The organism is Mesorhizobium sp. M1428 (genome assembly GCF_040317515.1).
Lineage (GTDB): Bacteria > Pseudomonadota > Alphaproteobacteria > Rhizobiales > Rhizobiaceae > Mesorhizobium.
In genome coordinates this window covers 69768-96226 of sequence record NZ_JAMYKT010000005.1, presented here as the reverse complement: position 1 = coordinate 96226, position 26459 = coordinate 69768, and the positions used below count along the sequence as shown (strand labels likewise).

The following is a 26459-nucleotide window of genomic DNA, read 5'->3' as shown; positions in this document are numbered from 1 at the left end:
GCAACGTCAAAGGGCTGGGCCACAGCCTTTCTGTGGCCCATGACATCTGCCGCGCAAGAGCGGCATGGCTTATTTGGGTGTCAGTACCTCGGTGCCGTTGCCTTCCTTGCCGGCAATCGTCCACAGGCCATGCAGTGAGCCGTCGTCCTGCACCTTGTAGACGACAAGACCGACCGCCTTGCCCATGATATAGCCGGCGGAGAAGGCATCGTCGTTGCGCATGCAGATGCCGTCCGAGGACGAGCCGCCTGTCTCCCAATGGATCGTGCAGGTCGTCTCGCTGGTCAGCGTGATAGTCGCGTCGCCACCATAGGACGATCCATCGAAATTGGTGCCGGCCACGGCATAGGTGCCGCCGATCGACTGGGCCGCCGCGGGCAGGGCCGCGAGGTTGAGCAATGCAAGAGAAAGAATGAGTTTGCGCATATCGTATTCCCCCACTGGGCGAAGAACCGCTCCAGGGCAGAGGCTAGGCCCGAATGGGCTTGCGGTAAATCCGCTGACCGTTTGCGGACAAGACCTTTTCTGGGTGTGACCCCGAAAAGGTGCCGTTCTAAAGGATGGGTTCGGAGGGCAAATCGATCACACTGCGGCTCCAGGAAAACTTTTCGACGCTATCAAATTTGCTCGGCAAGATTCACCAAATTGGTCATTGTAGGCTTCTGATCTTGTCTGGGAGGTAATCCATGATGAACGCACGAGGCAATGCGGACAGGCTTGGCACAGGCAGCAGGCGGTCGTCGGCTTTCCGGTTCTCTTCTGTCTTGGCGGTTATGCTCATGGCGATAGCGCCTGCGTTCGCCGAGAACGGCGCTTCGGCGTCGGCAGTCGAACGGATGTCCACGCCGGGTCACGAAGCGGATGAGCTCGCTCGCCGCGTCGGGAAATGGACCGTCGTCAACACGATCTGGCCAACGCCCGGTGCCGAGCCGATCGTGATGACCGGGCTGGTGGCCGAGCGCACGATGATCGGCCCCTTCATGCAGGAGGTGATGCGCCCGGCGCCCGGGTCGAAAATCCAGACTTCCAGCGGATAGCCTATTTGAGCTATGACCGGGTGGAGGGCCGCTGGAAGTATGTCTCCATGGATACCCGTTTCCCGGCAGGGATCATGCCCGCCTGGAGTTTTGGTGGCGAGGAGGACGGCAAGATTTCACTGCTGTTCGAGCCGCTTGGTTTCGTCGGGTTCGGGCCCGAGGTCGAAGGGCGGTTCACTGCCTCCGATTTCGTCATTTCCAGGGACGGCGACAATCACGAAGTGGCCGAGCAACATTTCCTCCAGGCCAATGGCAGCGGCAAGAAATGGATTGCCGTACGATACGACTACACCCGTCAACAACCGTGACTCGCCAGCAAAAACAACGGGCTGCCAATAAGTTCTGACGTCGCCGGATGCTCACGGTCCCCTGAGGCTGCCGGCGATCGCATCGACGAGCGGGTCGAATTTCGATTTCAGGGCTGGCGGGTAGTCGATCCAGACCGTGCGGATGACACCGTCTTTTCCGAACAGGCGGCGTTCGTAGAAGATGTTTCCGCCTTTGATGCCCGACAGCACCGCCCAGTTCTTGCCGGTCTTGCTGTAGGTGATCTTGTAATCAGGTTCCTTGCTGGCCCTCTCGGCGGAGACGAAGGCTGTCGGGGTGTCATCATCGATGTTGAGGATACCCGAACAGATCAGGCTGGCGCCATCGGCGGTGAGCCATTGCTGTCCATCGCCATTGTCCGGCTCGGGCTGGCGAAGAGTGAAGATTTCATCCGGAAAGGTGCAGACGGTACCGAAGCGCTCGTTCGTATAGGTAAATGGCGCGGCGACTGCCGTGGTCCCCGCCATCACTCCGAAAAACGTCAGGACTGCAAAAAACCGCTGCACGCCTTGCCTCGCGCCGATACCAAGGCGATTATTCTTGCACGAAATCGGCGAAAAATCAGCCGCCGGTGACGCTCATATGCCGCGACACCGACGGACGGTTGGTGCGGCGATCGATGATGAAGTCATGGCCTTTGGGCTTGCGGCCGATTGCTTCGTCGATGGCATCGGCGACCAGCTCGTTGCCTTCCGACGCACGCAGCGGCGCGCGCAGGTCGGCGGCATCTTCCTGGCCGAGGCACATGTAAAGAGTGCCGGTGCAGGTCAGCCGGACCCGGTTGCAGCTTTCGCAGAAATTATGCGTCATCGGCGTGATGAAACCCAGCCGTCCGCCGGTCTCGGCGACTTGGACATAGCGGGCCGGGCCACCGGTCTTGTAAGGGATGTCGCTTAGCGTGAACTGGCGCTCGAGTGCCGCGCGCAGTAGCGACAGCGGCAAATACTGGTCGGTGCGGTCGGCGTCGATCTCGCCCATCGGCATAGTTTCGATGACCGTCAGATCCATGCCGCGGCCATGCGCCCAGCGCAGCATTTCCGGCAATTCGGCGTCATTGAAGTCCTTCAACGCCACGGCGTTGAGCTTTACCTTCAGCCCGGCCGCCTGCGCGGCGTCGATGCCGTCCATGACCTTGTCCAGATTCCCCCAGCGGGTGATCTGGCGGAATTTGTCGGCATCGAGCGTATCGAGCGAGACGTTGATCCGCTTGACGCCGCAGTCGGCGAGCTCGGCGGCAAAGCGGGAAAGCTGCGATCCGTTGGTGGTCAGCGTCAGCTCTTCCAGCGCACCGCTCTCGAGATGCCGCGAAAGCTGGCGCACCAGGTGCATGATGTTCTTGCGTACCAGCGGCTCACCTCCGGTGAGGCGGAGCTTGCGCACGCCCTTTTCGATAAAGACCGTGCAGAGCCGGTCGAGTTCTTCCAGCGACAGCAGGTCCTTCTTGGGCAGGAACGTCATGTCCTCGGCCATGCAATAGGTGCAGCGGAAATCGCAGCGGTCGGTGACCGACACGCGCAGGTAGGTGATCGTGCGACCGAAAGGATCGATCATATCCATGCTTATGCGCTTCCCGTGGCCGTGAACGGCTTCGTTATATATTGCTATGTGATACGAGCCAACTTGCCATTCAAGATAGAAGCTCGCGATCTTCGGTAACATTCCGACGCCGACAGATCATGTCGGAACTTTCCATGCGGCCTTTTCCCTCGACACGAAGCGGCGTAGGGAAGGGCAGTTCTCCGCAGGATCCACCACCATGACAGCGCCGAAGGAACTCAGGGTCTCGAAAGATCGCAAGCTGCTTTCCGTGACCTTTCCGGGCCATCAGCCGTTCGAGTTGCCGGCCGAGTTGCTGCGCGTCGCCTCGCCATCCGCCGAGGTGCAGGGCCATTCGCCCGAACAGCGCGTCACCGTTCCCGGCAAGCGCAATGTCGCGATCCTTAAGATCGAGCCGGTCGGGAATTATGCCGTACGCATCACCTTCGACGATTTCCATGATACCGGCATCTTCACCTGGAATTACCTGCACACGCTGGGTCATGAGAAGGATGCACGCTGGGCCGCCTACCTCGCCGAACTGGAAGAGAAAGGCCTGAGCCGCGACCGTTGAATGGAGCCCGCAGGACTCTCCGGTCAACGCAGGATCGCCAGTATCTCGCTGGTGTCGTAATAAAACGGCGTGCCTTCGATCAGCCGGTCATTCTTGAAGCGCAAGACTTCGGCAAACGGCTGTTTGATGGTTGCACCATTGGCCCGCGATGTCAGCGAAAGCGAGCAGCTCATGAATACCGTGTCATCGTTTTGGGCGACCTGAAGGTCCTCCACCGCCACGTCGCTCCAGATTTCCCGCATCTTGCGGAAAAGGGCGCCAACGCCGTCGAGGCCGTTCCAGTCACCGGCATAGGGCAGGGAGCGCGGCTCATGCACGACAATCTCGGCATGAAATGCGCCGGCAAGCATATCGAGGCTCTCCGACCCTGATTGCAGGAAACGCATTTCAACATTGAACATGTTTTCGATAAGTTTCATGGCGGTGCGTCGCCGGTCGTGCGGTTTATCCATTTTTCGGTCTCCGTATCCGTCGGCACGATTGTGTAGGTGAAAGCGTTTGCGCTTGTTCGCGTTGCCTCGACACCCGTTTCCTGATGACGGCAAACGGGCATTATGTCGTGAAAACGTCATGCATCTGGAGTAGCGCCGGCAAAGTTTTGGAGACGAAAACATGTCGATGATCACCAGCGTCGAACAACTCGAAGCGCTCTATGGCCTGCCCGGCGAGGCGTCGGTGGTCAAAGAACTCGACCAGCTGATTCCCGAATACGCAGCTATCATCGAGGCTTCGCCGTTTGCCGTGCTCGCGACCTGCGGGCCTGAAGGGCTGGACTGCTCGCCGCGCGGCGATCTCGCCGGCTTCGTCCGCATCCACGATCCGAAAACGCTGATGATGCCGGACCGGCGTGGCAACAACCGTGCCGATTCGCTAAGGAACATCCTTCGCGATCCGCGCGTCGCGCTCCTGTTCCTGGTGCCGGGTTCCGGTACGACGCTGCGCGTCAATGGCCGCGCCCACATCACCACCGATCCTGCGCTCTGCGCCTCGTTCGCCGTCGAGGGCAAGCCGGCGCGCTCGGTGACGATTGTCGAGATCGATGCGGTTTATTTCCAGTGCGCCCGCGCCATCCACCGATCGGAACTGTGGAATCCGGCAAGGCAGGTCGACCCGAAATCGCTGCCGACCCCCGGACAGATCCTCGAGATCACCAGCCGCAAGAACATCGACGGCGAGGTCTACGACAAGGAATGGCCGGAGCGCGCAAAAAAATCGATGTGGTGAAAGCACTTGGTGGTGGAGCACTGGGCGGTCAGGCGGTCTTCAAAACCTCGGCAACCCTCCGCATCTGTTCGCCGATCATGTCGCATTGTTCCGGCGTCGACTGGCTCATCGCCTTTTCGATCAGTGTCATGTGGACCTTCAGCGCCTGCATCAGCAGTGCCTCGCCGGCCTCGGTCAACGTCAGCCGCAGCACGCGCTTGTCCTTCTCGTCGCCCTCGCGGCGCAGCAGGCCGCGGGTCTCCAACTGCGGCAAAAGCATGGTGATGTTGGAGCGGCCGACCAGCAGGCGGCGAGCGAGGTCGTGCTGCGACATGCCGGGATGGCGGTAGAGGTTCATCAGCACGTCGAGCTGCGCCGGCTTCAGGTCGAGTGGCGCCAGCTTCACCGCCAGGGTGCGTTCCACCACGTGGCAGGCACGCGCCACCGCGACCCAGTTGCGAAAACGCGGGTTGTCCCAGGGCAGGTCTTGCTTAATGTTCATTTTTGAACTATTATGTTCATGCTTGAACCAATGAATGGATCGCCACTATGGCATCATTTGGACTGAAGGTCATCCGCGGCACGTTCGGCGTGGCCGAGCATGTGGCGCCGCGACTCACCGGGCGCGCCGCATTCGAGCTGTTCTGCCGCACACCGCACGAAAAGAGCTTGAGCCAAGGTGAGCGCCGCGCAATCGATCGCGCCGCCGATTTCATGACCCAAGCGCGCCATCACCGGCTAAAGACCAGAACCGGCTGCGTCATGGTGCATGAATTCCGGCCCGAGGCGGGCAGGGCAACTGCCGGCACCGTGCTCGTCATCCATGGTTGGCGTTCGCGCACCGAATACATGCGCACATTGATCGAAGCCTATCGCGATGCAGGCTACAAGGTGGTCTCGCTCGACCTGCCGGGCCACGGCCAGTCGCAGGGCCGCCGGCTTACCCTGGTCAGTGCGGTCGATGCGGTACGGGTTGCCGGCGAATGGTTCGGGCCGTTTGCCGCCATCGTCGGCCATTCCTTTGGTGGTGCCGTTGCCGCCAATGCCGTCGCCGGTTCGATCAGGAACATCCCGCGATTGGCGGCCGGGCGGTTGGTGCTTATCGCCGCGCCGAGCTCCCTGCCGGCGATCTTTGCTGATTTCAGCCGCATGCTGAATGTCGGCTCGCGCTCGCAGGCCGCCATGGCCGACCGGGTCGAGCGCATCGCCGGCCGGCCGTTGCATGAGTTCACCGGTGACCGCCAGTTGGCAAGCACGCCGCTGCCGACGCTGGTGATCCACGCACCGGACGACCGCGAAGTGTCCGCCGAGCATGCAAGGCTCTATGCGCGCGCCGGAAACCATGTGCGGCTGTGCTGGGCCGACGGGCTCGGCCACCGCCGCATTCTTGCCGACAAGGGTGTGGTGGAGCGTGCCGTTGGCTTCGTTGCGGGCAGGCTGGAGCCGTCTCTGCAGTGATCTGAATGTCTGTTCTTGTCTGCCGGGTTCGATCGTCACGCCGCCCCGGTGTCGGCCATCGCTATCCAAGCTGCCATTGCCCCAGCCACCGTCGCCAGAAGGGCCGAACGCGACGCGCCGTCGCGCGCCTGGATCGACATGCCGTGCTGCACGGTCGCGTAGAAGGTCGCGGCCGTACCGCAGTCGAAATCGGCCGGCAACTCCCCCTCGGCCACGCCACGCTCGAGCCGTCTCAGCAATGCTTCGCGGTTTTCGGCGCGGCGACGGCGCAGATCATCGCAGATGGCACCGCGGCTTGAGTCCTGGTGCAATGCGCCGAGCGCGATAAGGCAGCCTTGCGGACGACCGGTCTGTGAATAGGCCCTGGCAGTCTGCCGCAGGAACCGCTCGACGGCCTGGCGTGCGGTCGGCGCCTTTTCCAGCGCGGACCAGATCTCGGTTCCCTCGACCCGCGTGTAAAGCTCGGTTGCCTCGAGAAACAGCGCTTCCTTGCTGCCGAAGGCGGCATAGAGGCTGGGTGAGTTGATGCCCATTGCAGCGGTCAGGTCGCTTATCGACGCGCCCTCATAACCCTTGGCCCAAAACACTTCCATTGCGCGCCGCAAGGCGGCGGCTCGATCGAAGGTGCGGGGGCGGCCTCGTTCCGGCATGGCATCCTTTCTGTATTGATCGATACATAATCCAGTTGACCTTGTTCAGCAAGGCTGGCAGATATTTATGTATCAATCACTACAAAATGGAGAAGCAGATGTCATCCAGAAGCTTGAACGGCAAGGCCGCCCTCGTCACCGGCGGCAGTCGCGGCATTGGTGCGGCGATCGCAAGAAGGCTCGCGGCCGACGGCGCAGGGGTGGCAATCACCTATGTGAATGGCGAGGAAGGGGCGCGCGGGGTGGTCAGGGAAATCGAAGCGGCCGGCGGCCGGGCCTTTGCCATCAAGGCCGACAATCGCGATGCTGCGGCGATCGAGGCGGCAGTCGATGAGGCAGCAAAAGCCTTCGGACGGCTCGACATCCTGGTCAATAGCGCCGGCATCTGGCGCGCTGCGCCGATCGATGTCCTGTCGCTTGCCGACTTCGATGAGACAATGGAGGTCAACCTCAGAGCCCCGTTTGTCGCCGCCAAGGCGGCAGCAGCGCATATGGGCGAGGGTGGCCGGATCATCTCGATCGGCAGCAATCTGGCCGAGCGTGCCACGGACGCCGGCCTGAGCGCCTATTCGGCCAGCAAGGCTGCCTTGGTTGGCCTGACCAAGGCCTTTGCACGCGATCTCGGTCCGCGCGGCATCACCGCCAATGTCGTCCATCCCGGGTCGACCGATACCGACATGAATCCGGCAGCCGGCCCGCACGCCGAGCATCAGCGCCAGAAGATGGCGATGCCTCGCTTCGGCACGGCCGACGAGATCGCCGGCATGGTCGCCTGGCTTGCCGGTCCCGAAGGGCGCTTCGTGACAGGCGCGGCATTGACCATCGACGGCGGCGCCAACGCTTGAGGCTTGGCTCACGGGCACTTCCATTGATCGGGGGCGATGGCGGAACCGCTTGGCCCGTCACGATGTTGTGAAACCGTTCTGCAACAGACGTTCCGAAATTTATGGAAGCTTAACGAAATCAGTATGAATCAGTGTAGTCACGCCTTACATCCGCCATGCGGTGGGCGAGACCGTGAAAGCGGTGCGGAACGGGATCCGGTTCAACCGGAGCGGGTGATCCATGAAACTCCTTGGAAACAAAGCAACCGTGCTGCCGTTTGCGGTGGCCGCGGCAATGCTGGCCTTCGGGGCGCCGAAGGCTGAAGCGCAAGGGTTCTTCGATATGCTTTTCGGCGGCGGCGTCAAACACGCACCGCCGAAAGGTAACTTTCCGCCGCCACCGTCAAAATACAAGCCCAAGGCGCCGGCCGCTTCCGGTGGGGGCGGTGGTGGTGCGCAAATCAGCAGCCCGTCCTATTACACCTACAAGAGCGATCCGCTGGTGCGCGTCGATTTTTCGGCACTGTCGGCAACGCCTGAACCGGCAACGCCTCAGGATGCTGCATTCGAGCCGGCGGCCACCGGGGCTGCATTCCGCGAAGCCGTTGCCGGGCTCGACGGCTATGACCTCTACGCCGAGAAGGACATCGCCAAGGCGCTGATCGCCTATTACTCGGCCAATCCGGATTTCATCTGGGTGACGGGAACCAGTCCCAACAGCCGTGCCGAGGATGCGGTGCGGGTGCTGGGCGAGGCCGCGAGCTACGGCCTGACGCCCGCGGATTACACCGTCGAAGTTCCGGCAGCAGGCGCATCGGCGGGCAATGCCGATGAACGCCTGAAAGAGCTGGTCCGCTTCGAGATGGCGCTGTCGGCGCGTGTCCTGCGCTACGCCCGTGACGCACAAAGCGGCCGCGTCGATCCCAACCGCATGACCGGCTACTACGATTTTCCGCCGAAGCCGCTCGACATGGAAGGGGTGCTGAACACGCTGGCCCACACCCAGCAAGTGCGCACCTATCTCGAATCGCGGCATCCACAGAATTCCGAGTATCAGGCACTGCGTGTCGAACTGGAAGCGCTCCAGGCCAGCGCCGACGACGAAGTCACCATCGATCCCAATCTGCTGTTGAAGCCGGGGCAGACCAACCCCGAGCTGCCGAAGCTGTTGACAAAGATCGCGCGCAATCTCGATGACGAGATGGGCGGCGCCTATGGCGAGGTCCTGGCGAGGCTCGCCACCAGCGAGGTCTACGATCCGGAGCTGGTGCCGGTGATCAAGGCGGTGCAGAAACGGGCCGGCATGAAAGGCGACGGCGTCATCGGTCCCCGTACCGTTGCATCGTTGGCCGGAACGTCCAAGGCCGACAAAATTCAGAAGGTTCGGGTTGCGCTCGAAGAGTTGCGCTGGCTGCCTTCCGACCTTGGCAGCCCGCGCGTCTTCATCAACCAGCCGGCTTTCACCGCGAGCTATATCGATGATGGCGAGGAGAAGCTGAAGACCCGCGCCGTCGTTGGCAGGCCCACCAACCAGACTGCTTTCTTCTACGACCAGATAGAGCAGGTCGACTTCCATCCCTATTGGGGCGTGCCGCAGTCGATCCTGGTCAACGAGATGCTGCCGCGGCTGCGCCGGGATCCTGGCTATCTCGACCGCGCCGGCTACGAGGTGGTCAATGCCCGCGGCAAGCGCATTCCCTCATCCTCGGTCAATTGGGGTGCCTACGGCGCAAAGATACCCTACGGCGTGCGCCAGCTGCCGAGCGAGGCCAATGCGCTGGGCGAATTGAAGATACTGTTTCCCAACAAGCACGCCATCTACATGCACGACACACCGCAGAAGTCGTTTTTCCAGCGCGACATGCGCGCGCTCAGCCATGGTTGTGTTCGCTTGCAGGATCCGCGCGGCATGGCGGCTGCCGTTCTCGGCACCTCGGTCGACTACATTGAGGACAAACTGAAACACGGACATTCGACCGAAGACGTGACACGCAAGATCCCGGTCTATGTCGCCTATTTCACCGCGTGGCCGGACCTGTCCGGCACCGTCGAATATTTCAATGACGTCTACGGCCGCGACACAAGGCTGCAGCAGGCGCTCGACAGCACGGAAGCGGTGCGTTCGCCGGCAAGCTGACGAATGCGATTCTAGCGCTGAAACAGCGGACGCCGGAAGCCGGCGTCGCGTCCGGCGATCAGCCAATAGACCAGGCCGGCGACAATGCCTGCCGCGGCAATGATACCGATATCGGCCCAGCGCTCCGGGTTCGTGTCGTCCGGTACACTGGGCCAGATCAAGGCGAAACCGCCAACCGCGGCCGCTGCGCCGAAGATCATGTGCAGCCAAAAACTGCGCAGCGAGAAAAACTCGGCAATCAGTGCGAAGATCAGCGTCTGCAGGCCGGTCAGCACGATCGTCAGAAAATAGATGAACATGCCGAGCGGCGGCAACAGCAGCACCGCAACGGGGGTGACACCCATGACGTCGAAATAATTCGGCGCGTTTGGCAGCGAGCTCAACCCGCCATAAATCGCCGCCACCGCGATCAGCCCAACCAGTACCGCTATCAAATAGCCCGCGAGCATCATCAGAAAGCGTTTCAATACGTGCTTTACCGTCGCCATGCCCACCCCCGCGCGCAATGATAGCCCGCAGTCAGCCATCAAAGTCATATCTGCGCAAGTGTGTGCCGAAAGTCGGGGGACTTCGAGGCGCGCCATTTTTTAGAATTTGGACCGTTGGCGGCCAGCTTCATTTCGGCGCGGCTGTCACCGGATCATAGGTGATTTCGACTTTCGCCTTGTCGTTCGTGTAGTAGGTGACAGTGTAGGCGCCGATGTCCCAATCGATTTCCTTGATGTAGCGGAAGTCGTCGCGCTGCTCGACCTTGGCAATGATTTCCGACAGCTTCTTGGCATTCTGCGGCGGCACCGGATTGTCGTCCGCGGCAAAGGCCGATCCGCCGACAAGCAGCACGGCGGCCGCCAAAACAAGTCTGGACATGGCTTTCCCTCACATTTCGATCAGCAGAAACTCGTTTCCATGCAGGTTTGTTCCGGGATCGCCGGGCGTTGCGCTACAACGAGGCGCCGGCCGTGCCTGATTTATGGCCACCGAAAGAACACGGCGACTGCTTAAAAATCATGATGCGTCGTCTCAACATCGCGGCCATAATAGTGCCGGTGGTCATTCGGGGGTCTACATGCAAACGCGTCATGCCATCATATTTGTACTTTTCACACTGTCCATCCTGGCCGTTTCGATGCCTGTCCAGAAAGCCGCAGCGCTGGAACCTGAGCGCTATACAGTCTATTGCGCCGACGACCGTATCGAGGTTTCGTTCTGGGATATCGAGCAGATGAAGGTGCGGGCCGGCTCCAACGTTTGCCAGTTCCAGAGCTATACGAGCTACAGCAGCGCTTTGAATTTTGCCCAAAAGAATTTTGGCGGCGAGGGGGCTACCTGCAGCTGCTAGCCGCTCTGGCTTGGCTTGAATTGATTCAGGAAAGCAGATGGTGGGCGATGCAGGGATTGAACCTGCGACCCCACCCGTGTGAAGGGTGTGCTCTCCCGCTGAGCTAATCGCCCGCTCGTTGCCCGAAGGCCAAGCGCGCCGCGATATAAGGGAGGCCGGCCTGCGAAGTCAACCACTTGTCGGTCGGCATCTGCGGTTCGCCTGAGGCCCGGCTTCAGCCTTCTGCCGCGGCCATCAGCCCTTGGACCAGATCGAGCGTCAGCGAATCGAAATGCGAGATTACCGCCGACGGTTCGAACTCTCGCACATGACGGTCGGTGTAGCCGAAATCGACTGCCACCACAGGAATCCCGGCGGCCTTTGCCGTGTCGATGTCGGTCTGCGAATCACCGACCATCAGTGCACGGTGCGGGTCGCCGCCGGCGCGCGCGATGGTCTGCGTGAGATGGCGCGGGTCGGGCTTGCGGAACGGAAAACTGTCCTGGCCGCAGATCGCCGCGAAATGCCTGGGCATACCGAGCGCTTCGATCAATGCCACCGAATTGGCCTCGTATTTGTTGGTGCAGATGGCCAGCAGGTAACCGGCTGCCTCGAACCGTGCGATCGCCTCGGGGACGCCGGGGTAGGGGCGCGATTTGCCGGGGATGTTAACGGTGTAATGGTCCAGAAACAGCTTGAGCAGGCGGTCGTGCTCCTCCACTGCCAGTGACCTATGCTGCGCTGCGTGAGCGCGCTCGATCATCACCCGGCCGCCATGGCCGACGAAGCGCTTGAAGCCGGCTTCGTCGACGGCCGCGAGCTGGCTGGCGGCAAGGCTGTGGTTGAGACTGTCGAGCAGGTCCGGCGCCGTGTCGATCAGCGTCCCGTCGAGGTCGAACACGATGATCGGTCGGGTCATGGCCTGTCCTGTGACGATTCGATTGCCGGCAGGCGATAACCGCTGCGGCCCGTTCAGGCAAGCCGGCTTATCCACCGCGGGCAAGGTCCTTTGACCAGCCCGGCAAAAATGCTACGAGCGCCGAAACAAATCTCGGGACCCGGCATGGATGCGAGGCAATTGAAGGTTGAGGCCGCGCGAGCAGCGCTTGCCCATGTCACGGATGGCATGCGGCTCGGCATCGGCACCGGCACGACGGCGGATGAGTTCGTACGGCTGCTCGCCGACAAGGTCGCCACCGGCCTGACTGTCATCGGCGTGCCGACCTCCGAGCGCACCGCCGTCCTTTGCACCGAGCTTGGTGTGCCTCTGTCGACCCTTGAGCAAACGCCCGAGCTCGACCTTACCATCGACGGCGCCGACGAGATCGATCCTGCACTGACATTGGTCAAGGGCGGCGGCGGCGCGCTGCTGCGCGAAAAGATCGTCGCGGCGGCCTCCGGCCGCATGATCGTCATCGCCGACAGCTCCAAGATGGTCGAGATGATCGGTCGTTTTCCGCTGCCCATCGAAGTCAACCGGTTCGGCCTGCGCGCCACCGAAATTGCGGTTGGCGCGGCGGCTGCAAACCTTGGCCTTTCCGGCCCTGTTACATTGAGGATGACGGGGAGCCAGCCATTTGTTACAGACGGCGGCCATTTTATCCTCGATGCATCTTTTGGCCGCATTCCGGATACAAGAGCGCTTTCGAATGCTCTCCACGCCATTCCGGGCGTGGTCGAGCATGGTCTTTTCATCGGGCTGGCATCAACGGCCATTATAGCCGGCGGCGATGGCATCCAAACCGTCCATGCCGCCCGAAAATCAGGGAGTTTTACCGATCATGATGTTGCATAACCGGGTTGGCCGCTTTTTTGCCATGCTGGCGGCCTCGGCCGTTTTCGCGTTTTCGTCGCCTGCGTTTTCGCAGGACGTCACCGATGCGCATTTGAAGGCGGCGCGCGCCGCGGTCGCGGCGATCCATGCGACGGATACATTCGACAACATCCTGCCGCAAGCGGCCGCCGCACTCGAGCAGCAGCTGATCCAGAAGAACCCGGACATGCAGGAACTGATCGCAAAGACGATCAACGAGAAGGCGATGGTCCTGGCATCGCGCCGCGCCGACCTGGAAAAGGAAGCAGCGCTCGCCTATGCAAAGGTGTTCTCGGAAAAGGAACTCAATGAAATTGCCGCCTTCTACAATTCCGATTCCGGCAAGAAGCTGCTCGATAACGGCCCGATCGTAACGCGCGAACTGGTGAAGGCTGCCGAGATCTGGCAGAACGGCCTGGCTCGCGATCTGGCCCAGCAGGTCGGCGAGACCCTGGGCGCAGCGGCGAATGCCAAGGCGCCGGCTGCACCTGCCGACGGTACCGCTCCGGCCGACGGCGCAGCTCCCGCGGACGCCACACCGAATTGATTGCGGACTTCAGAGCGGCCTGACCGACACTGGACCAGAAAGCCCGGCAAGTCCGGGCTTTTCTTTTGATAGTCGGCAGCCTACCTGTCTCGGTGTTTGAGGGGCAAGGAGTTCAGCCATGGCCGGTTACGACTACGATCTTTTCGTCATCGGCGGCGGCTCCGGCGGGGTGAGGGCGGCGCGCGTCGCGGCCGCACTCGGCAAGCGTGTCGGCATTGCCGAGGAATATCGCTACGGCGGCACATGCGTGATCCGCGGCTGCGTGCCGAAGAAGCTCTATGTCTACGCCTCGCAATTCCCCGAGCATTTCGCCGACGCCGCCGGTTATGGCTGGACGGTGCCTGAGGCGCGTTTCGACTGGCAGACGCTGGTCGCCAACAAGGACCGGGAAATCAGCCGGCTGGAGGCCATCTACAAGAAGAACGTGCAGGGCGCCGGCGGCGAGGTCTTTCATTCGCGCGCCACCCTGGTCGATCCGCATGTGGTGCATCTTCTCGGTGAGGATCGCACCGTTACCGCCGACCAGATCCTGATCGCTACCGGCGGGCGCCCGGCGCCGCATCCGGCATTGCCCGGCCATGAGCACTGTATCTTTTCCAACGAGGCCTTCGATCTAAAGGAGTTGCCGAAGGCAATCATGATCGAGGGCGGCGGCTACATCGCCGTCGAATTCGCCAACATCTTTCACGGCCTTGGCGTCGACACGACGCTGGTCTACCGCGGCAAGGAGATCCTCAGCCGTTTCGACATGGACCTCAGACGTATGCTGCACGAAACGATGGAAAAGAAGGGGATAAAAATCCTCTGCCACGCCGTGTCCGAGTGGGTCAGGAAGCGGCCTGACGGCCGGCTCGACGCGCTTGTCACCGGCGGCACCGTGCTGACGGTCGACCAGGTCATGCTCGCCATCGGCCGCATTCCCAATACCGAGAACATGGGCCTGGAAGGCGTTGGCATCGAGATGACCAAAACCGGGGCAATCCACGTCGACGAATACTCCCGCACGAACATCGACAACATCTGGGCAATCGGTGACGTCACCCACCGCGTGCAATTGACGCCGGTGGCAATCCACGAGGCGATGTGCTTCGTCGAGACCGCCTTCAAGGACAATCCGACGGCGCCCGACCACGACACGATCGCTACCGCAGTCTTTTCGCAGCCCGAGATCGGCACGGTCGGCCTGTCGGAGGATGAGGCGGCAAAACGCTTCTCGGATCTTGAAATCTACCGGGCCACCTTCCGGCCGATGCGGCACACACTTTCCGGCCACGATGAAAAGATGCTGATGAAGCTGGTCGTCGACGGCGCCTCGAAAAAGGTCCTCGGCGCCCACATCCTCGGGCCGGATGCCGGCGAAATGGCGCAGCTTCTCGGCATACCCCTGAAGGCGGGGCTGACCAAGGATGATTTCGATCGCACCATGGCGGTGCATCCGACCGCGGCGGAAGAACTCGTCACCATGTACAGGCCGACTTACCGGGTGAAGGATGGAGAGCGCGTCTGACGCGACAATAAACCCATCGCGGCAACGAAATTGCCGCGATGGAAGTGCGTGAGTTTTTTACAGCAGCGTTCCGCGCAGGATCACCAGCGCAACCGAAAAATAGATCACCAGCCCGGTGACGTCGACCAGCGTGGCCACGAACGGAGCCGATGCGCTGGCCGGGTCGAAGCCGATGCGCTTCAGGGCGAACGGCAGCATCGATCCAGACAGCGAGCCGAAGGTGACGATGCCAACCAGCGTGGCGCCGATCGTCATTGCGATCAGCGGCCAGTGCGGGCCGTAGTCGTAGAAGCCGAGATACTGCCAGAGCGCAATGCGGCAGACGCCGACCACGCCAAGAATCGAGCCAAGCACCAGGCCGGTGGGCAGCTCGCGCAATGCCACCCGCCACCAGTCGCCAAGGCCGATCTCGCGCAGCGCCAGCGCCCGGATGACGAGCGAGGTCGCCTGCGAGCCGGAATTGCCGCCGGAGCTCATGATCAATGGAATGAATAGCGTCAGCACGATCGCCTTTTCCAGCTCGCCCTCGTAGCTTTGCATCGCGTTGGCGGTCAGCATCTCGCTGATAAACAGCGCGCATAGCCAGCCGGCGCGCTTCTGGATCATCGCTAGAAAGCCCATCTTCATATAGGGCTCGTCCAGAGCCTCCATGCCGCCGAAACGATGCACGTCCTCGGTCGTTTCCTCGATCATCGTGTCGATAATATCGTCGATGGTAACGATGCCGAGGAGCTTGCCGTTGTCCACGACCGGGACGGCGAGCAGATCATATTTCGAGATCAACTGAGCAACCTTTTCACTATCGGTCAGCGGTGAAACGGTGATAGGCGCACGATCCGGCGCTATTGCCATGATCAGCTCGTCGGGCTCGCCAGCGATCAGTCGACGCAGGCTGGTCGAGCGCAACAGGACATGCGTTTGCGGATCGACGATGTAGATCGCGTAGACAGTTTCGCGCGTCCGCTCCACCTTGCGGATATAATCCAGAGTGCGGGCCACGCTCCAGTCCGGCGGCACGCTGACATATTCGGTCGTCATGAGCGAGGCGGCGCTGCCCTCGGGGTAGCCGAGAATGGCGAGCAGCGTCACGCGCAGCGGTGGCGCCAGGCCACCAAGCAGCTCGGAACGAGCCGGTTCGTTCAGATCGCGCAGTATGTCGGCGGCACGGTCGACCGACATGGCGGCAAGCAGTCTGCCTGCCTTGATGCGGGGCAGCGCCTCGACCAGTTCGGCTGCGCCGTCGAGTTCAGGCTGGTCGAAGATCTCGACCAGCCGCTCGAACGGCACCTCGCAAAGCAGCTCCGATGCCGTCTCGCGGGGCTCCTGGTTCAAGGCCTCGACGATGTCGGCGATGTGTTCGTTGGCAAGCACGCGGGCGATGGCGATGGCATCGCCGCCCGCAACGGGGGAAAACTCGTTCATGGCTCACTCCTTGCCGTCCGGCAGGACGTGAGCCGGTCAGGTCACGTCAAGCGGACGGCGGTTGCGTTCGACTGTGACTGTCGCCAGGCATGGCGCGGTGACCTTTCTGCTCGCGGGTTCGAGTTGAGATTCTGCAAGCCGGCGCAACATAGGAGAGCGCCTTGCCGAGTCAATCGTGAGAGCGGGTTAAAGCGGCGGCAAACCGACTGGATCGCGAGACTGTGATCGGGCGACGTGGCAGGCTGGCTGGACGCTGGCAATGGTACCGCGGCTATCTCTGCTTCAGCCGGCGGGGAAAGCGCAGCCATTTGTCCTCGGCCGGCCGCGTCGGCTGCGTGAGGATGGTGGTGAGCTCGACCGGCAAGCTCGGAACCAGCGGCTTCTTGGTGGCGACGCCGTCGGCGATCGCAACCACGCTGTGGTAGAATTCGGTGCCCGCGAGCGATCTCGGCGGCGTCGCCTCATGCATGATCGAGATCACAGTTGCATCAGGGCAATTGTCCTTGATCGCCTGGTGGAAGGCGATCCGTCCATCGGGGTCGAGCGCGCCGGTGGCTTCATCGAGGAACAGCAATCCTGGCTGCTGCAGCACGATGCGGGCGACAACCAGCTTCTGTTTCTGCCCACCCGACAGAACCTGGTCCCAGATCTTTCCTTCACGGCTCTCATCGGCCAAATGCTCGATGAAATCGCCGAGGCCGGCCTTGTGCAGGGCGGATGCGACCTGCACGTCGGCGTAATCATGCTCGGAACCGGGCAGGCAGACCAGTTGCCTCAGTGAAACCTGCTGCAGCTTCACCTCCTGGGCGGCGTAGAAACTCCTGACCCCTTCAGGGAAGACGATGGTGCCGCGGCCGTAAGGCCACAGGCCGTTGATCGCCTTGATCAGCGAGGTCTTGCCGCAACCGGATTCGCCCTTGAGGAAAGTCCACTCGCCACGCCGGAAGCGCAAATTTGCAGCACTCAGGAAGGGCGTTGCGTCCTCGCCCTGATGCGCAAGCTCTAGTTTCTGGATGGTCAGGCCGAAGACCGGGTTTTGGCGGTCGTAGCGGAAGTCGGACCGGCCGGTCTGCTGATAAAATTCCTGCGGGTGCTGGACGTTTTCGATCGCGTTTGCGAGTTCCGTGACGCGCTGGCTGTTGGCCCGCAGCGCGGCGATGGCAGGCATGACGTGGATGAACCACGAGCATTGACTGATCAGCGAGTTGACCATCTCGGAGCCGGTTATGTAGCCCTTGAGATCGAAGCCGTTATGGATAAAGGGAACCAAGCCTGGGCCGTAGGCGACAATGCGGGCACCGATGAAATTGTAGATCAGCTCGAATGAATTGTAGCCTGTGTTGACGATGTTCAGCCGCGCCCAGGTGCGGTCGATGTCGACATAGCGCTGGGTGTGCACTGCCTTCTGCACGTTCTCGCCTTGCGATGCGGCGACATGAAAACTGCGGCGCAGGAACGTGATCAGCTCGCCGCGATAGCTGCCTTCGGCCTGCTGCATCCTGACATTGAGCCGTTCCAGCAGCCTGCCCAGCTTGACCGCGATCCAGGTGTTCAACGGCACATAGGTGGCGACCGCCAGAAAGGCGAGAACGGCGCTGCCATAGCTGCCGAGGAACTCCAGCCCCTTGACCTCCGCCGAGTGCGCAAGCAGTTGCTGGCCAACGAAATACAATGAAGTAGCAACGGCCAGAACCCCCATCGCGAGGCCGATGGCTCCGCCCGTCATATCCTTGATCGATTCCTGGATGCGCTGATCGATATTGTCGGGAGCGGCGGCACCTGACGAGCCATGCTGAGCGTGGAAATGGGTGTGATTGGCGTCAAGCAGGGCTTCGTTGAACTGGCTGTCCAGCCAGCCGCGCCACTTGCGATGCAAAGTTGCGGATACCAGGCTGCGGATACCGGTAAAACCCGCATCCTTGAGCAAGACCAGGAGGACAAGTATCCCGGCATTGGTCAGCAGTGTGTGAAGCGGGGTGGTGTTTGCGGCATCGTGGAAAAAGGCGATCGAGTTGACCAGCTCTCCGGATGCTACGGCAAACCAGACGCCTGACTTGCTGGAGAGCGCGGTGAGCAGGGCGATCACCAGTGTCAGCGTCCAGGCTTCCATCCAGCGGTCTGAGAACCAGTAGGCCCGCACCAGTCCCCAGAAGCTGCGCATCGACGATACGGGCGTCAGGGGCGACTGCCTTGCGGCACCGCGGAGCCATTTTTCCGATATTGAATGTCGCGTTGGTCTATCGACCCGAATCACTATCCCGCCCAAACGATTTTTCTTTTGTTACGGACAGTAACACCAATTGATCATTTTCCATTAGCTTTTCTCCGGCCGCAGGTGGCTTAGCTCGCGGGCCGTTGCAGTGGAGCAACAGAATGAATGATCGCGGCGTTAGGCCGTTACGTTTCGAGGGGTGGAATACCGACGCCATTTCAAGTAGTTACTTGCCTGCGCCGGAGCAAGTAGAGACCTTCCCCTGGGGAAGGTCTTCACACAGCTTTGTGAACATAGAAGCGCCGCCCAGCGGTCGATCTTCACAGCCTGAACCGATCTTCAGTCCGCCTTTACAGTCAGGTCCGACCTCGTCGGCGGCCAGAACGTGACCGTATGATTCGTGGTTGAAGCCGCCTTGTCAGGACCCCGTAATCGGCCAGGCACTGACTTGCCGTTACAGTCCAGGATGCAGACCAACATCGATCAGACCGTACTTTTTTAGAGCGCGCGCAAACTGCGTTTGACAATGATGCGCTGCGGATCGAACCTGCCCGGATGCATCAAGGTTTGAACCGGGGGAGTTCTTCATGCTTGCACGGACATTGGTTGTGGCGATGCTCGCAATGTTGGCCTGGCTGCCGCCGACATATGCCGGCAGCCAGACCGTTCCCGCAAACGCCGAGGGACAGATCGAGTTCAACACGCCGTCCGGCAATATTGGCTGCATCTACACGCCGAAGGGCGGCACCAGCACCTACGAGCCGCAGGATGGCGGACCGGAACTGAGTTGTTCGCGCGTCGAGCCCAGCTACGTCACCATCATCCTCGGCCCGAAAGGCCCGGCGACGCTGATCAAGAATCCGGGCGAGCAAGGCTGCTGCGGCGACGTCACCAAGCTGGCGTACGGCAATAGCTGGAGCAAGGGGCCGTTTTCCTGCCAGTCATCCACCAGGGGATTGACCTGCACCGGCAAGCATGGCCATGGCTTTTTCGTCAGCAAGGCCAAGGTGACGGTGAAATAGTCCGACTCAGTTGGCCGTTTCCAGTTCGCCGCGTGCCTTGGCTGCGGCGACCTGGCGGAGTGCATCGGCAAGCGTATCGGCGTCCTGGGCGCCCATCACCGCATATTTGCCTTCAAGCAGAAAGCACGGCACGCCCGATATGCCCATGCGCGAAGCGGTGGCGATTTCGGTGCGCACCGCCTCGACATCGGCGTCGGTCGGCAGAAGCGTTTCGACCACGGAGGCATCCATGCCGGCCTCGCGGGCGGCTTCGATCAGCACGGCATGATCGCCGAGATTGGCGCCTTCCTCGAAATTCAGTTGGAACAGCCGGCGCACCAGCCGGTTCTGAACCGCCTCGCCGGCCGTCCCGGCCCAGCGAATGAGACGGTGCGCATCCAGCGTATTGGGCGCGACCTTGATGGCGTCGAAGGCGAAGGAGATGCCTTCAGCCTCGCCCAGCGGCTCGATCCGGGCATGGATTTCGCGGATGCGTTGCTCGCTGCCGAATTTCGCCACCATATAGTCGCGGCGGTTCTTGCCTTCGGGCGGGATTGTCGGGTCGAGTTGGAAGGGCCGCCAGCGTATGTGAACGTCGATATCGACGGCGGCAATCGCCTTGTCGAGCCGTTTCTGGCCGATAAAGCACCAGGGGCATACCACGTCGGAGACCACATCGACGGTAATCGAGTTCTCGTCGTTCATCTTGGTCTCCTGTTCTGAAGAGGTCACTTCGGTTTGCGCCACCAGGTCGGCAACTGATAACCGTATATGGGCGTCTTTTGCGGATGTTCCAGATAGTTCCAATAGGCAAGCCATTGCTGGTTGTTGTGCTGGGTCGGCACCATGTAGTTGCCGGAGATCAGCAGCCGGTCGAGAACGCGGACGGCGGCGACATAGTCCTCCTTCGAGCGAGCTCTCAGCATCGCCTCGATCGCCGCATCCACCGCCGGATCGGCGACGCCGGCGAGGTTGAACGATCCTTCGGCCTTGGCGGCAGCCGATCCCCAGCGCCCGGTTTGCTCGATACCCGGCGACAGCGAGTTGTTGAAACCGGTCGAGCCGACCAGCACCTCGAAATCGAAACGCTGCTTGCGCGACTGGATCTGATCACCGTCGAGGCTGCGGATGCCGACATCGATGCCGAGCTTCTCAAGGGTGCGCTGATAGATAGCGGCAAGTCGCTCTTCATCCTGCGAGGCGGTCAGTATCTCGAAACCGAACGGCTTTCCCTCGGGATCGAGCATCGCGCCGTCCTGCAACGTATAGCCCGCGCTCTTCAGCAGCTCGAATGCCGCCTTCAGCACCTTGCGGTCCTGGCCGGAGCCGTCGGTAACGGGCGGCCTGTAGGTGCCGTCCATGACATCTGCGGGCACGCGGCCGGGGTAGGGGGCCAGCAGGGCCTTTTCCCTTTCGCTGGCCGGGTGGCCGAGCGCGGACAGCTCGGAATTCTGCCAAAAGCTCATTGTGCGCGTGTATTTGCCGCCGAACAGATTCTTGTTGGCCCATTCGAAATCGTAGAGCATGCCGAGCGCGCGCCGCACGACCGGGTTGGAAAATTTCGGCAGCCGCGTGTTGAACAGGAAACCGTTGACCGCCGGCGGAATGCCGGTATCGAAAGTTTCGGCGATGACCTCGCCCCTGTGGAAGGCCGGAAAATCGAGATCGCGCTCGCGTTTGACCGGGTCGCTGTCGTCGTCGATGGCGCAGATGCCCTTCTTGAACGCTTCCTGCTTGGCGTTGGCGTTGAGGAAATATTCGATGGTGATCTGGTCGTAATTGTCGAAGCCGCGCTTGGACGGCACGTCCTTGCCCCAATAGTCCGGATTGCGCTTGAACACGATGCGCTGGCCGGGCACGACTTGCGCCACCGTGTAAGGCCCGCTGCCGATCACCGGCTTCAGCGTCGTCCTGTCGAAGGTGTCCTTGTTGAATGCGTGTTTCGGGATGATCGGCGTCAGCGCAATGATCAGCGGAAATTCGCGGTCCGCCTTGTCGTTGAAGGTGAAGCGCACACTGCGGTCACCGGTCTTTTCGAGCTTGGCGATCGCTTTCATCCGCAGGCTGTAAGGTGGCCGGCCCTTCTCGGTGAAGACGTCATAGGTGAACAACACGTCTTCCGGCGTCACCGGCTCGCCGTCCGACCATTTTGCGCTGGGATCGAGGTGGAATTCGATGCTCTTGCGCTCGGGATCCATGTCGGCGGTATCGGCGAGCAGGCCGTAGAGACTGAAGGCCTCGTCGTAGTTGCGCTGCATCAACGGCTCGAAGACGAGATTGCCAAAGGCTTGATCCATCATGCCGCGCGCGGTGGTGCGCAGGCTTCTCAGGATGAACGGATTGAGATTGTCGAAGCTGCCGACGACGCAATAGGTAATGCTGCCGCCCTTAGGCGCGTCGGGATTCACGTAGTTGAAATGCTTGTAGTCGGACGGCATCGCCGGCTCGCCCTGCATGGCAAGCGCGTGCTTCGGTTCCGACAGGGCCGGCTGCAGGGAAAGGCCGACAAACAAGATTGCGGCGATCAGCCAAACGACAACGCGGCCCATGACCGTCTCCTTCCCGATTCGATGCGCAGCATACATGAGCCGGTCGTGCACCGGCCAACCCCTTGACCAACCCGTCGGCCAAGATTCGCGAGGCCCGGGCTGGATTCGGCATCGCTTGCAGTGTAACACGCCGTCCGAAGTCATTCTGTTGCCTCATTTCGGCAACAGGTAGCTGGACCACACGGCGGGAAAAAGCCGGTTCCGGGATCATTTGAGAGGAATGCACGACATGACGAGCCTGAACAGCAACGCGTACCGCCTGTCGGTCATGGCCGCTGGCGTGGTCGGCATTCTCGGCGCCGGGATTCCCGCTGCTTCCGCGCAGCAGCAACAGCAGATTCCGCAAGGCTGGTTCAAGGCCTGCACCAAGCAGGAAGACGTCGACATCTGCAATGTCCAGAACATCACCACCGCCGGCAACGGCCAGCTCATCACCGGCGTCAGCCTGATCGAATTGAAGGGCAAGGTGAACCGCAAGGTGTTTCAGGTGACGGTTCCGACCGGCCGTCTGGTTCCTCCCGGCATCGGCCTCCAGATCGACGGCGGCAAGGCGCAGAAGCTCGACTATGTGATCTGTTTCCCGGATCGCTGCGTGGCGGAAGTCCCGTTGAGCGATCAGCTCGTCGCATCCTTCAAGAAGGGATCGGCGCTGACGCTCACCTCAGTCAATTTCCAAAACCAGCCGAACCCGATCAAGATTGCGCTGACCGGCTTCAGCGGCGCCTTCGACGGCCCGCCGCTGCAGCAGTCGGACATCGAGGACCGGCAGAAAAAGCTCCAGGACTTCGTCGCCAAGAACAATCAGGATTTTGCCAAGAAGCTCAAGGAAGAGCAGGAGAAGGCGAAGGCCGCCAACTGATCGACGGGTTTTCGAACCAACAAAAAGCGGGGTTCATGCCCCGCTTTTTTCGTTTGGACCGGACGTTTGTCGGGTCAAGCCATGTCTCAAGCCTGTCCCAGCCCGATCCCGACTAAGTCAATGTCGCAATTGGTGCTTTGGCTCGTAGCGTCCGTCCGGCTTCTTGTCGAACATTTCACCAATCTGCGGATGCCGGACCGGTTCGCCCGACCGGTCCTCGAGTAAATTCTGCTCGGACACATAGGCGATGTATTCCGTTTCGGAATTCTCGGCGAGCAGATGATAGAAAGGCTGGTCCTTGCGCGGCCGCACGTCAGCGGGGATCGCCTCGTACCATTCGTCGGTATTGGCGAATTGCGGGTCGACGTCGAAAATGACGCCGCGGAATGGAAACAGCCGGTGCCGAACCACCTGTCCGATCGAGAATTTGGCTGTCTTCATCGTACTCACCACTTGAACTTCTTGAACGCCACGCATCCTGAAACACGCAAGAAAACGCTCCAGGACTTTAGACTCTTACGCACCAATCCGGCAAAGATTGGCCCAGACCTTACGGTCGACATCGTCATTATTTGGCGCAGACGCCGCGTCAATTCAATCCCGATCCCCTTGATGCCAAGATGCGGATCAAGGGCGGTGCCCAAGATCGCTATCGCGCAGCCGGTTTTCGCAATCCGCCAAAAAACGCCGCAAAACCGCTGCCGGGTCGAAGACCCTCGCGCATGAAAAACGCCCGCAACGGCGCAAACCCCTCAAGCGCGCCCAGGCCAGCGCTGCGCACCAACTGGGCCGGCAGCATGTCGGAAAGCAACGACATGTTCAGCAGATCGACCGCGCTGCTGCGCGCCAGAATGTCCGGCCGCCGATTGAAATCATAGGCTGCAAGCGCCTGGGCGGCGCCCGGGTCCGAGCGGTTTCTGCTTGCGGTACCAATCAGGTCGTCGATGTCCCGGATGCCGAGATTGAGGCCTTGCGCGCCGATTGGGGGAAACACGTGGGCGGCTTCACCGACAAGTGCCACGCGGCGATGCGCAAACCGCCACGGGCTCACCGCTGAAAGGGGATAGACCTGCCGGCCGGGCTCAACCGAAACGCGGCCCAGCATCGATTGCATTCGCTGTTCGACCCGCGCCGAAAGCTCGGCGTCGTCGAGTGCTGCAAGGTCCCTGGCGATATCGGGTTCGAGCACCCAGACAAGGCTGGACCGGTTGCCGGGCAGGGGAACCTGTGTGAACGGACCGGTCTCGGTGTGGAATTCGGTCGAGGTGAAGGCATGATCGCTGCGGTGACCGAAATTGAGCACCAGCGCCGCCTGCGGATAGGATCGGACCGAGGTGCGGATGCCGGCTGCCTCGCGGGCCGGCGACTGACGGCCATCGGCGCCAACCGCCAACGACGCCTCAACCTCGCTGCCATCGGCGAGAACGGCATGGGCATGGTCGGCATCGAGGCGCCATGCCTCCACCATCGACTTTCGCCATTCGATGCCCGAATGCGCGACAGCCTCGGCTAGCGTGCGGTTGAGAACGCTGTTGGGCAAGTTCAGCCCGAATTGCTCTTCGTTGATCTCGCTGGCACGAAAGGTCACTGTCGGGCTGCGGATCAGCCGGTTGGTTGCGTCAACGATGCGCATCACCTTGAGCGGCGCTGCGTGCGACCTGATTCCGTCGAAGATCCCGAGCCGTTCGAACATCTTCAGGGCAGGGTTCATCAAGGCTGTCGTCCGGCCATCGGGGCCGGCTGCTTCGGGTCCGACGAGCGTCACGGGAAAGCCCGCCTCGGCAAAGCCAAGCGCCGCGATCAGCCCCGCAGGGCCGCTGCCTGCGACCAGTATCCGTGCTGTTTCCCGATGGTTCAAATTCGGCTTCCGGATTGCGAGGTGAGGCCCGTCCGACCTGTTGGTCCATATAGGTCAGGTGATGCGGCTTGATCAACGCGGCGATTCGGCCCATTCGGTTGCCATGACCGGCCAACAAGACGATTTCAGCCACCTCGACGGCACCGGCCGCGCGATGGCGAGCGTTGCGCGCAACCCTCGACTGGCGGTGAGCGTCGTTGCCGGCATGGGCATCGCCCTTGCCTGGCTTCTTCTCGGCGTAATGGCAGTTCGTGGTGCCGTAAGCCGGCTCCCCGGCGCTGCCGTGCTGGAATACCTGCCGCAACTGCCGCTACCGGATTTCCTTGCGCGTTTATTCGCTCTCTGCCTTGCGCCGGCGCCGCTTCGCGCAAGCCTAGGCGCGCAAGGCGAGGCACTCACCGCGATGTGGCTGTTGATGGCCATCGCGACCATGCTGCCCTCCGCGGCGCCGATGATCCGCACCTATTGCGAGATCGCAGATACCGCCCGGATCAAGAGGGAGCCGGTCGTCCATCCGCTGATCCTGGTCGCTGGATATTTGAGCGTCTGGCTTGTCGCCTCGGCAATGTTCGCTGCCCTGACGCTCGCAATCCATGCATTCGCGTCATCCGGGCAGATGCTCGATCCGCTGGTTGGAATTGCCGGAGCAGCCGCGCTGTCGATCGCTGGTCTCTATCAGTTCAGCTGGCTGAAGGAAGCCTGCCTGGAGAAGTGCAGAAATCCGTTCTCGGTCCTGTTCGCCAACTGGAGCGCCAGGCCCATTCGCATTTTCCGGCTCGGCATGGAGCAGGGCCTGTGGTGCCTTGGATGCTGCTGGGCGCTGATGCTGGTAATGTTTGCGGTCGGTGTGATGAACGTGTTCTGGATGGCGCTGATCGGCCTGTTCAGCCTGGTCGAAAAACAGACGGCAGGCAATCTGCCGACGCGGTTGGGCGGTGCGATACTGCTTGTCTGGGCAGCAGCGCTACTAGTAGTCTCGGCATGAGGGGGGAGAATTCGATGACGGATCAAAACTGGGCAATGAAGGGAGAGCTCGTCCTCTCCTGCAATTGCACGGTTTTTTGCCCTTGCGTGCTGTCGCTCGGCAATCATCCGCCGACCGAAGGCTATTGCCAGACCTGGGCCGGATTCCGCATCGATGCCGGTCATTTCGGCGAGGTCGACCTGTCCGGTCTCAATCTTGGGCTGGTCATGGAAATCCCCGGTTATATGAGTCGCGGCAATTGGACGGCCGGTTTGTTCATCGACAAGCGCGCCTCGGTTTACGCTATGAAGGCACTGACCAAGATCTTCACCGGCAAGGCCGGTGGAACCACATCGCTGCTCTCCATCCTGGTCGGACAGTTCCTCGGCGCCGAGCAGGTGCCGATCACCTACGAGACGCGTGAGAAAACGCGCATCTTCCAGATACCGAAGATCATCGATGGCGCGGTGACGCCAATCACCGGAAAGGATCGCGACAAGGATACGGTCATCAGCAATTCGGAATACTGGATTGCGCCGGAAATCATCGTCGCCAAATCCGACAAGAGCAAAATGCGGGCCTTTGGCCGCAACTGGAACTTTGCTGGCCGTTCGGCCGAAATCTGCAAGCTGGACTGGCGGGGCCCGTGAGCAAGAAGACGAC

30 protein-coding genes and 1 tRNA gene are annotated in these 26459 nt (G+C 61.4%); 15 read left to right on the top strand and 16 right to left on the bottom strand.

Annotated elements, in window-relative coordinates:
- Nucleotides 1-69: 69 nt before the first annotated feature.
- A complete protein-coding gene (locus tag NKG60_RS09295) occupies nt 70-426 on the bottom strand; it encodes a hypothetical protein (RefSeq protein WP_352666686.1) in 357 nt (118 codons plus the stop codon).
- Between the two features lie 353 nt (nt 427-779).
- On the opposite strand from NKG60_RS09295, the gene NKG60_RS09290 reads away from it, so the two are divergent.
- Both NKG60_RS09290 and NKG60_RS09285 read left to right on the top strand, forming a co-directional pair.
- Nucleotides 780-1037, top strand: a complete 258-nt coding sequence (locus NKG60_RS09290; protein WP_352666688.1) for a hypothetical protein — start codon at nt 780-782, stop codon at nt 1035-1037.
- Nucleotides 1038-1042: 5 nt separating this feature from the next.
- A complete protein-coding gene (locus tag NKG60_RS09285; RefSeq protein ID WP_352666691.1) occupies nt 1043-1345 on the top strand; it encodes a hypothetical protein in 303 nt (100 codons plus the stop codon).
- A 51-nt stretch (nt 1346-1396) separates the two neighbouring features.
- Here the strand turns inward: NKG60_RS09285 and NKG60_RS09280 are convergent, their stop codons facing one another.
- Both NKG60_RS09280 and moaA read right to left on the bottom strand, forming a co-directional pair.
- On the bottom strand, nt 1397-1831 hold the full coding sequence (locus NKG60_RS09280) for a hypothetical protein (protein ID WP_352974871.1): 435 nt from the start codon (nt 1829-1831) through the stop codon (nt 1397-1399).
- 94 nt (nt 1832-1925) lie between these two features.
- The gene (moaA, locus tag NKG60_RS09275; protein ID WP_352568644.1) at nt 1926-2921 is read right to left on the bottom strand and encodes a GTP 3',8-cyclase MoaA; all 996 of its coding nucleotides are present in this window, start codon (nt 2919-2921) and stop codon (nt 1926-1928) included.
- 199 nt (nt 2922-3120) lie between these two features.
- Here moaA and NKG60_RS09270 point away from each other — a divergent pair, with 199 nt between their 5' ends.
- Nucleotides 3121-3474 carry a gamma-butyrobetaine hydroxylase family protein gene (locus NKG60_RS09270; RefSeq protein ID WP_023717628.1) on the top strand — a complete coding sequence of 118 codons (354 nt, stop codon included), beginning with the start codon at nt 3121-3123 and terminating at the stop codon, nt 3472-3474.
- 23 nt (nt 3475-3497) lie between these two features.
- On the opposite strand, the gene NKG60_RS09265 is transcribed toward NKG60_RS09270, so the two are convergent.
- Nucleotides 3498-4046 (bottom strand): nuclear transport factor 2 family protein, encoded by a 549-nt coding sequence (locus tag NKG60_RS09265; RefSeq protein WP_352666695.1) that lies wholly within the window; start codon nt 4044-4046, stop codon nt 3498-3500.
- A gap of 40 nt (nt 4047-4086) precedes the next feature.
- Here NKG60_RS09265 and NKG60_RS09260 point away from each other — a divergent pair, with 40 nt between their 5' ends.
- The gene (locus NKG60_RS09260; RefSeq protein WP_352666698.1) at nt 4087-4698 is read left to right on the top strand and encodes a pyridoxamine 5'-phosphate oxidase family protein; all 612 of its coding nucleotides are present in this window, start codon (nt 4087-4089) and stop codon (nt 4696-4698) included.
- 28 nt (nt 4699-4726) lie between these two features.
- Here the strand turns inward: NKG60_RS09260 and NKG60_RS09255 are convergent, their stop codons facing one another.
- Nucleotides 4727-5179, bottom strand: coding sequence for a MarR family winged helix-turn-helix transcriptional regulator (locus NKG60_RS09255; protein WP_352666701.1), 453 nt, complete (start codon nt 5177-5179; stop codon nt 4727-4729).
- Nucleotides 5180-5226: 47 nt separating this feature from the next.
- Here NKG60_RS09255 and NKG60_RS09250 point away from each other — a divergent pair, with 47 nt between their 5' ends.
- Nucleotides 5227-6135, top strand: a complete 909-nt coding sequence (locus NKG60_RS09250; protein ID WP_352666704.1) for an alpha/beta hydrolase — start codon at nt 5227-5229, stop codon at nt 6133-6135.
- A 35-nt stretch (nt 6136-6170) separates the two neighbouring features.
- On the opposite strand, the gene NKG60_RS09245 is transcribed toward NKG60_RS09250, so the two are convergent.
- Complete coding sequence (locus NKG60_RS09245; RefSeq protein WP_352867532.1) at nt 6171-6785, bottom strand: TetR/AcrR family transcriptional regulator; 615 nt, start codon at nt 6783-6785, stop codon at nt 6171-6173.
- A 98-nt stretch (nt 6786-6883) separates the two neighbouring features.
- Here NKG60_RS09245 and NKG60_RS09240 point away from each other — a divergent pair, with 98 nt between their 5' ends.
- Together NKG60_RS09240 and NKG60_RS09235 are read left to right on the top strand one after the other, a co-directional pair.
- Nucleotides 6884-7630: a 3-oxoacyl-ACP reductase family protein gene (locus NKG60_RS09240; protein ID WP_352666710.1), complete on the top strand. Its 747-nt coding sequence runs from the start codon at nt 6884-6886 to the stop codon at nt 7628-7630.
- A 220-nt stretch (nt 7631-7850) separates the two neighbouring features.
- Entirely contained in the window at nt 7851-9746 is a 1896-nt protein-coding gene (locus NKG60_RS09235; protein ID WP_352666713.1) for a L,D-transpeptidase family protein, read from the top strand.
- Nucleotides 9747-9757: 11 nt separating this feature from the next.
- Here NKG60_RS09235 and NKG60_RS09230 read toward each other — a convergent pair whose 3' ends face one another.
- Both NKG60_RS09230 and NKG60_RS09225 read right to left on the bottom strand, forming a co-directional pair.
- Entirely contained in the window at nt 9758-10234 is a 477-nt protein-coding gene (locus NKG60_RS09230; RefSeq protein ID WP_352666716.1) for a hypothetical protein, read from the bottom strand.
- 127 nt (nt 10235-10361) lie between these two features.
- On the bottom strand, nt 10362-10613 hold the full coding sequence (locus NKG60_RS09225) for a PepSY domain-containing protein (protein WP_352974870.1): 252 nt from the start codon (nt 10611-10613) through the stop codon (nt 10362-10364).
- Nucleotides 10614-10872: 259 nt separating this feature from the next.
- On the opposite strand from NKG60_RS09225, the gene NKG60_RS09220 reads away from it, so the two are divergent.
- The gene (locus NKG60_RS09220) at nt 10873-11085 is read left to right on the top strand and encodes a hypothetical protein (RefSeq protein ID WP_352466207.1); all 213 of its coding nucleotides are present in this window, start codon (nt 10873-10875) and stop codon (nt 11083-11085) included.
- Nucleotides 11086-11123: 38 nt separating this feature from the next.
- Here the strand turns inward: NKG60_RS09220 and NKG60_RS09215 are convergent.
- Nucleotides 11124-11198, bottom strand: a tRNA-Val gene (locus NKG60_RS09215).
- 101 nt (nt 11199-11299) lie between these two features.
- On the bottom strand, nt 11300-11983 hold the full coding sequence (locus NKG60_RS09210) for a phosphoglycolate phosphatase (protein ID WP_352974869.1): 684 nt from the start codon (nt 11981-11983) through the stop codon (nt 11300-11302).
- Nucleotides 11984-12127: 144 nt separating this feature from the next.
- Here NKG60_RS09210 and rpiA point away from each other — a divergent pair, with 144 nt between their 5' ends.
- The 3 genes from rpiA to gor all read left to right on the top strand — a co-directional run bounded on the left by rpiA (nt 12128) and on the right by gor (nt 14931).
- Nucleotides 12128-12859, top strand: coding sequence for a ribose-5-phosphate isomerase RpiA (gene rpiA / locus NKG60_RS09205; RefSeq protein ID WP_352666723.1), 732 nt, complete (start codon nt 12128-12130; stop codon nt 12857-12859).
- Nucleotides 12846-13424 carry a DUF2059 domain-containing protein gene (locus NKG60_RS09200; protein WP_352491320.1) on the top strand — a complete coding sequence of 193 codons (579 nt, stop codon included), beginning with the start codon at nt 12846-12848 and terminating at the stop codon, nt 13422-13424. Before rpiA ends, NKG60_RS09200 begins: the two co-directional genes overlap by 14 nt.
- A 118-nt stretch (nt 13425-13542) precedes the next feature.
- Entirely contained in the window at nt 13543-14931 is a 1389-nt protein-coding gene (gene gor, locus NKG60_RS09195; RefSeq protein WP_352974867.1) for a glutathione-disulfide reductase, read from the top strand.
- A gap of 57 nt (nt 14932-14988) precedes the next feature.
- Here the strand turns inward: gor and mgtE are convergent, their stop codons facing one another.
- Nucleotides 14989-16353 carry a magnesium transporter gene (gene mgtE / locus NKG60_RS09190; protein WP_352666728.1) on the bottom strand — a complete coding sequence of 455 codons (1365 nt, stop codon included), beginning with the start codon at nt 16351-16353 and terminating at the stop codon, nt 14989-14991.
- Between the two features lie 271 nt (nt 16354-16624).
- Nucleotides 16625-18514 carry an ABC transporter ATP-binding protein/permease gene (locus tag NKG60_RS09185; RefSeq protein ID WP_352974866.1) on the bottom strand — a complete coding sequence of 630 codons (1890 nt, stop codon included), beginning with the start codon at nt 18512-18514 and terminating at the stop codon, nt 16625-16627.
- A 638-nt stretch (nt 18515-19152) separates the two neighbouring features.
- Here NKG60_RS09185 and NKG60_RS09180 point away from each other — a divergent pair.
- The gene (locus NKG60_RS09180) at nt 19153-19587 is read left to right on the top strand and encodes a hypothetical protein (RefSeq protein ID WP_352666733.1); all 435 of its coding nucleotides are present in this window, start codon (nt 19153-19155) and stop codon (nt 19585-19587) included.
- Nucleotides 19588-19593: 6 nt separating this feature from the next.
- Here NKG60_RS09180 and NKG60_RS09175 read toward each other — a convergent pair whose 3' ends face one another.
- Together NKG60_RS09175 and NKG60_RS09170 are read right to left on the bottom strand one after the other, a co-directional pair.
- The gene (locus NKG60_RS09175; RefSeq protein WP_292653598.1) at nt 19594-20271 is read right to left on the bottom strand and encodes a DsbA family oxidoreductase; all 678 of its coding nucleotides are present in this window, start codon (nt 20269-20271) and stop codon (nt 19594-19596) included.
- Between the two features lie 23 nt (nt 20272-20294).
- Nucleotides 20295-22115, bottom strand: a complete 1821-nt coding sequence (locus tag NKG60_RS09170; protein WP_352666738.1) for an extracellular solute-binding protein — start codon at nt 22113-22115, stop codon at nt 20295-20297.
- Between the two features lie 229 nt (nt 22116-22344).
- Between NKG60_RS09170 and NKG60_RS09165 the strand changes: the two genes are divergently transcribed.
- The gene (locus NKG60_RS09165) at nt 22345-22974 is read left to right on the top strand and encodes an invasion associated locus B family protein (RefSeq protein ID WP_352491327.1); all 630 of its coding nucleotides are present in this window, start codon (nt 22345-22347) and stop codon (nt 22972-22974) included.
- Nucleotides 22975-23091: 117 nt separating this feature from the next.
- Here NKG60_RS09165 and hspQ read toward each other — a convergent pair whose 3' ends face one another.
- Nucleotides 23092-23415: a heat shock protein HspQ gene (gene hspQ, locus NKG60_RS09160; protein WP_023675043.1), complete on the bottom strand. Its 324-nt coding sequence runs from the start codon at nt 23413-23415 to the stop codon at nt 23092-23094.
- Nucleotides 23416-23623: 208 nt separating this feature from the next.
- Nucleotides 23624-24832, bottom strand: coding sequence for a UbiH/UbiF family hydroxylase (locus NKG60_RS09155; RefSeq protein WP_352974865.1), 1209 nt, complete (start codon nt 24830-24832; stop codon nt 23624-23626).
- A gap of 103 nt (nt 24833-24935) precedes the next feature.
- Here NKG60_RS09155 and NKG60_RS09150 point away from each other — a divergent pair, with 103 nt between their 5' ends.
- Both NKG60_RS09150 and NKG60_RS09145 read left to right on the top strand, forming a co-directional pair.
- Nucleotides 24936-25817 carry a DUF2182 domain-containing protein gene (locus NKG60_RS09150; RefSeq protein WP_352666744.1) on the top strand — a complete coding sequence of 294 codons (882 nt, stop codon included), beginning with the start codon at nt 24936-24938 and terminating at the stop codon, nt 25815-25817.
- Nucleotides 25818-25831: 14 nt separating this feature from the next.
- Entirely contained in the window at nt 25832-26446 is a 615-nt protein-coding gene (locus NKG60_RS09145) for a DUF1326 domain-containing protein (RefSeq protein WP_352666747.1), read from the top strand.
- The last annotated feature ends 13 nt before the right edge of the window (nt 26447-26459 follow it).

Bases quoted from the DNA above. Each gene is read 5' to 3' on its own strand.
- NKG60_RS09220 (WP_352466207.1), top strand. From the start codon at position 10,873: ATGCCTGTCCAGAAAGCCGCAGCGCTGGAACCTGAGCGCTATACAGTC.
- moaA (WP_352568644.1), bottom strand. From the start codon at position 2,921: ATGGATATGATCGATCCTTTCGGTCGCACGATCACCTACCTGCGCGTG.
- NKG60_RS09240 (WP_352666710.1), top strand. From the start codon at position 6,884: ATGTCATCCAGAAGCTTGAACGGCAAGGCCGCCCTCGTCACCGGCGGC.
- NKG60_RS09245 (WP_352867532.1), bottom strand. From the start codon at position 6,785: ATGCCGGAACGAGGCCGCCCCCGCACCTTCGATCGAGCCGCCGCCTTG.
- NKG60_RS09295 (WP_352666686.1), bottom strand. From the start codon at position 426: ATGCGCAAACTCATTCTTTCTCTTGCATTGCTCAACCTCGCGGCCCTG.
- NKG60_RS09265 (WP_352666695.1), bottom strand. From the start codon at position 4,046: ATGACGTTTTCACGACATAATGCCCGTTTGCCGTCATCAGGAAACGGG.
- NKG60_RS09210 (WP_352974869.1), bottom strand. From the start codon at position 11,983: ATGACCCGACCGATCATCGTGTTCGACCTCGACGGGACGCTGATCGAC.
- NKG60_RS09260 (WP_352666698.1), top strand. From the start codon at position 4,087: ATGTCGATGATCACCAGCGTCGAACAACTCGAAGCGCTCTATGGCCTG.
- NKG60_RS09170 (WP_352666738.1), bottom strand. From the start codon at position 22,115: ATGGGCCGCGTTGTCGTTTGGCTGATCGCCGCAATCTTGTTTGTCGGC.
- NKG60_RS09185 (WP_352974866.1), bottom strand. From the start codon at position 18,514: ATGCGCAGCTTCTGGGGACTGGTGCGGGCCTACTGGTTCTCAGACCGC.
- NKG60_RS09200 (WP_352491320.1), top strand. From the start codon at position 12,846: ATGATGTTGCATAACCGGGTTGGCCGCTTTTTTGCCATGCTGGCGGCC.
- NKG60_RS09225 (WP_352974870.1), bottom strand. From the start codon at position 10,613: ATGTCCAGACTTGTTTTGGCGGCCGCCGTGCTGCTTGTCGGCGGATCG.
- NKG60_RS09165 (WP_352491327.1), top strand. From the start codon at position 22,345: ATGACGAGCCTGAACAGCAACGCGTACCGCCTGTCGGTCATGGCCGCT.
- NKG60_RS09235 (WP_352666713.1), top strand. From the start codon at position 7,851: ATGAAACTCCTTGGAAACAAAGCAACCGTGCTGCCGTTTGCGGTGGCC.
- NKG60_RS09230 (WP_352666716.1), bottom strand. From the start codon at position 10,234: ATGGCGACGGTAAAGCACGTATTGAAACGCTTTCTGATGATGCTCGCG.
- NKG60_RS09180 (WP_352666733.1), top strand. From the start codon at position 19,153: ATGCTTGCACGGACATTGGTTGTGGCGATGCTCGCAATGTTGGCCTGG.
- NKG60_RS09145 (WP_352666747.1), top strand. From the start codon at position 25,832: ATGACGGATCAAAACTGGGCAATGAAGGGAGAGCTCGTCCTCTCCTGC.
- NKG60_RS09150 (WP_352666744.1), top strand. From the start codon at position 24,936: ATGACCGGCCAACAAGACGATTTCAGCCACCTCGACGGCACCGGCCGC.
- NKG60_RS09270 (WP_023717628.1), top strand. From the start codon at position 3,121: ATGACAGCGCCGAAGGAACTCAGGGTCTCGAAAGATCGCAAGCTGCTT.
- NKG60_RS09250 (WP_352666704.1), top strand. From the start codon at position 5,227: ATGGCATCATTTGGACTGAAGGTCATCCGCGGCACGTTCGGCGTGGCC.
- rpiA (WP_352666723.1), top strand. From the start codon at position 12,128: ATGGATGCGAGGCAATTGAAGGTTGAGGCCGCGCGAGCAGCGCTTGCC.
- gor (WP_352974867.1), top strand. From the start codon at position 13,543: ATGGCCGGTTACGACTACGATCTTTTCGTCATCGGCGGCGGCTCCGGC.
- NKG60_RS09290 (WP_352666688.1), top strand. From the start codon at position 780: ATGGCGATAGCGCCTGCGTTCGCCGAGAACGGCGCTTCGGCGTCGGCA.
- NKG60_RS09175 (WP_292653598.1), bottom strand. From the start codon at position 20,271: ATGAACGACGAGAACTCGATTACCGTCGATGTGGTCTCCGACGTGGTA.
- NKG60_RS09280 (WP_352974871.1), bottom strand. From the start codon at position 1,831: ATGGCGGGGACCACGGCAGTCGCCGCGCCATTTACCTATACGAACGAG.
- hspQ (WP_023675043.1), bottom strand. From the start codon at position 23,415: ATGAAGACAGCCAAATTCTCGATCGGACAGGTGGTTCGGCACCGGCTG.
- NKG60_RS09255 (WP_352666701.1), bottom strand. From the start codon at position 5,179: ATGAACATTAAGCAAGACCTGCCCTGGGACAACCCGCGTTTTCGCAAC.
- mgtE (WP_352666728.1), bottom strand. From the start codon at position 16,353: ATGAACGAGTTTTCCCCCGTTGCGGGCGGCGATGCCATCGCCATCGCC.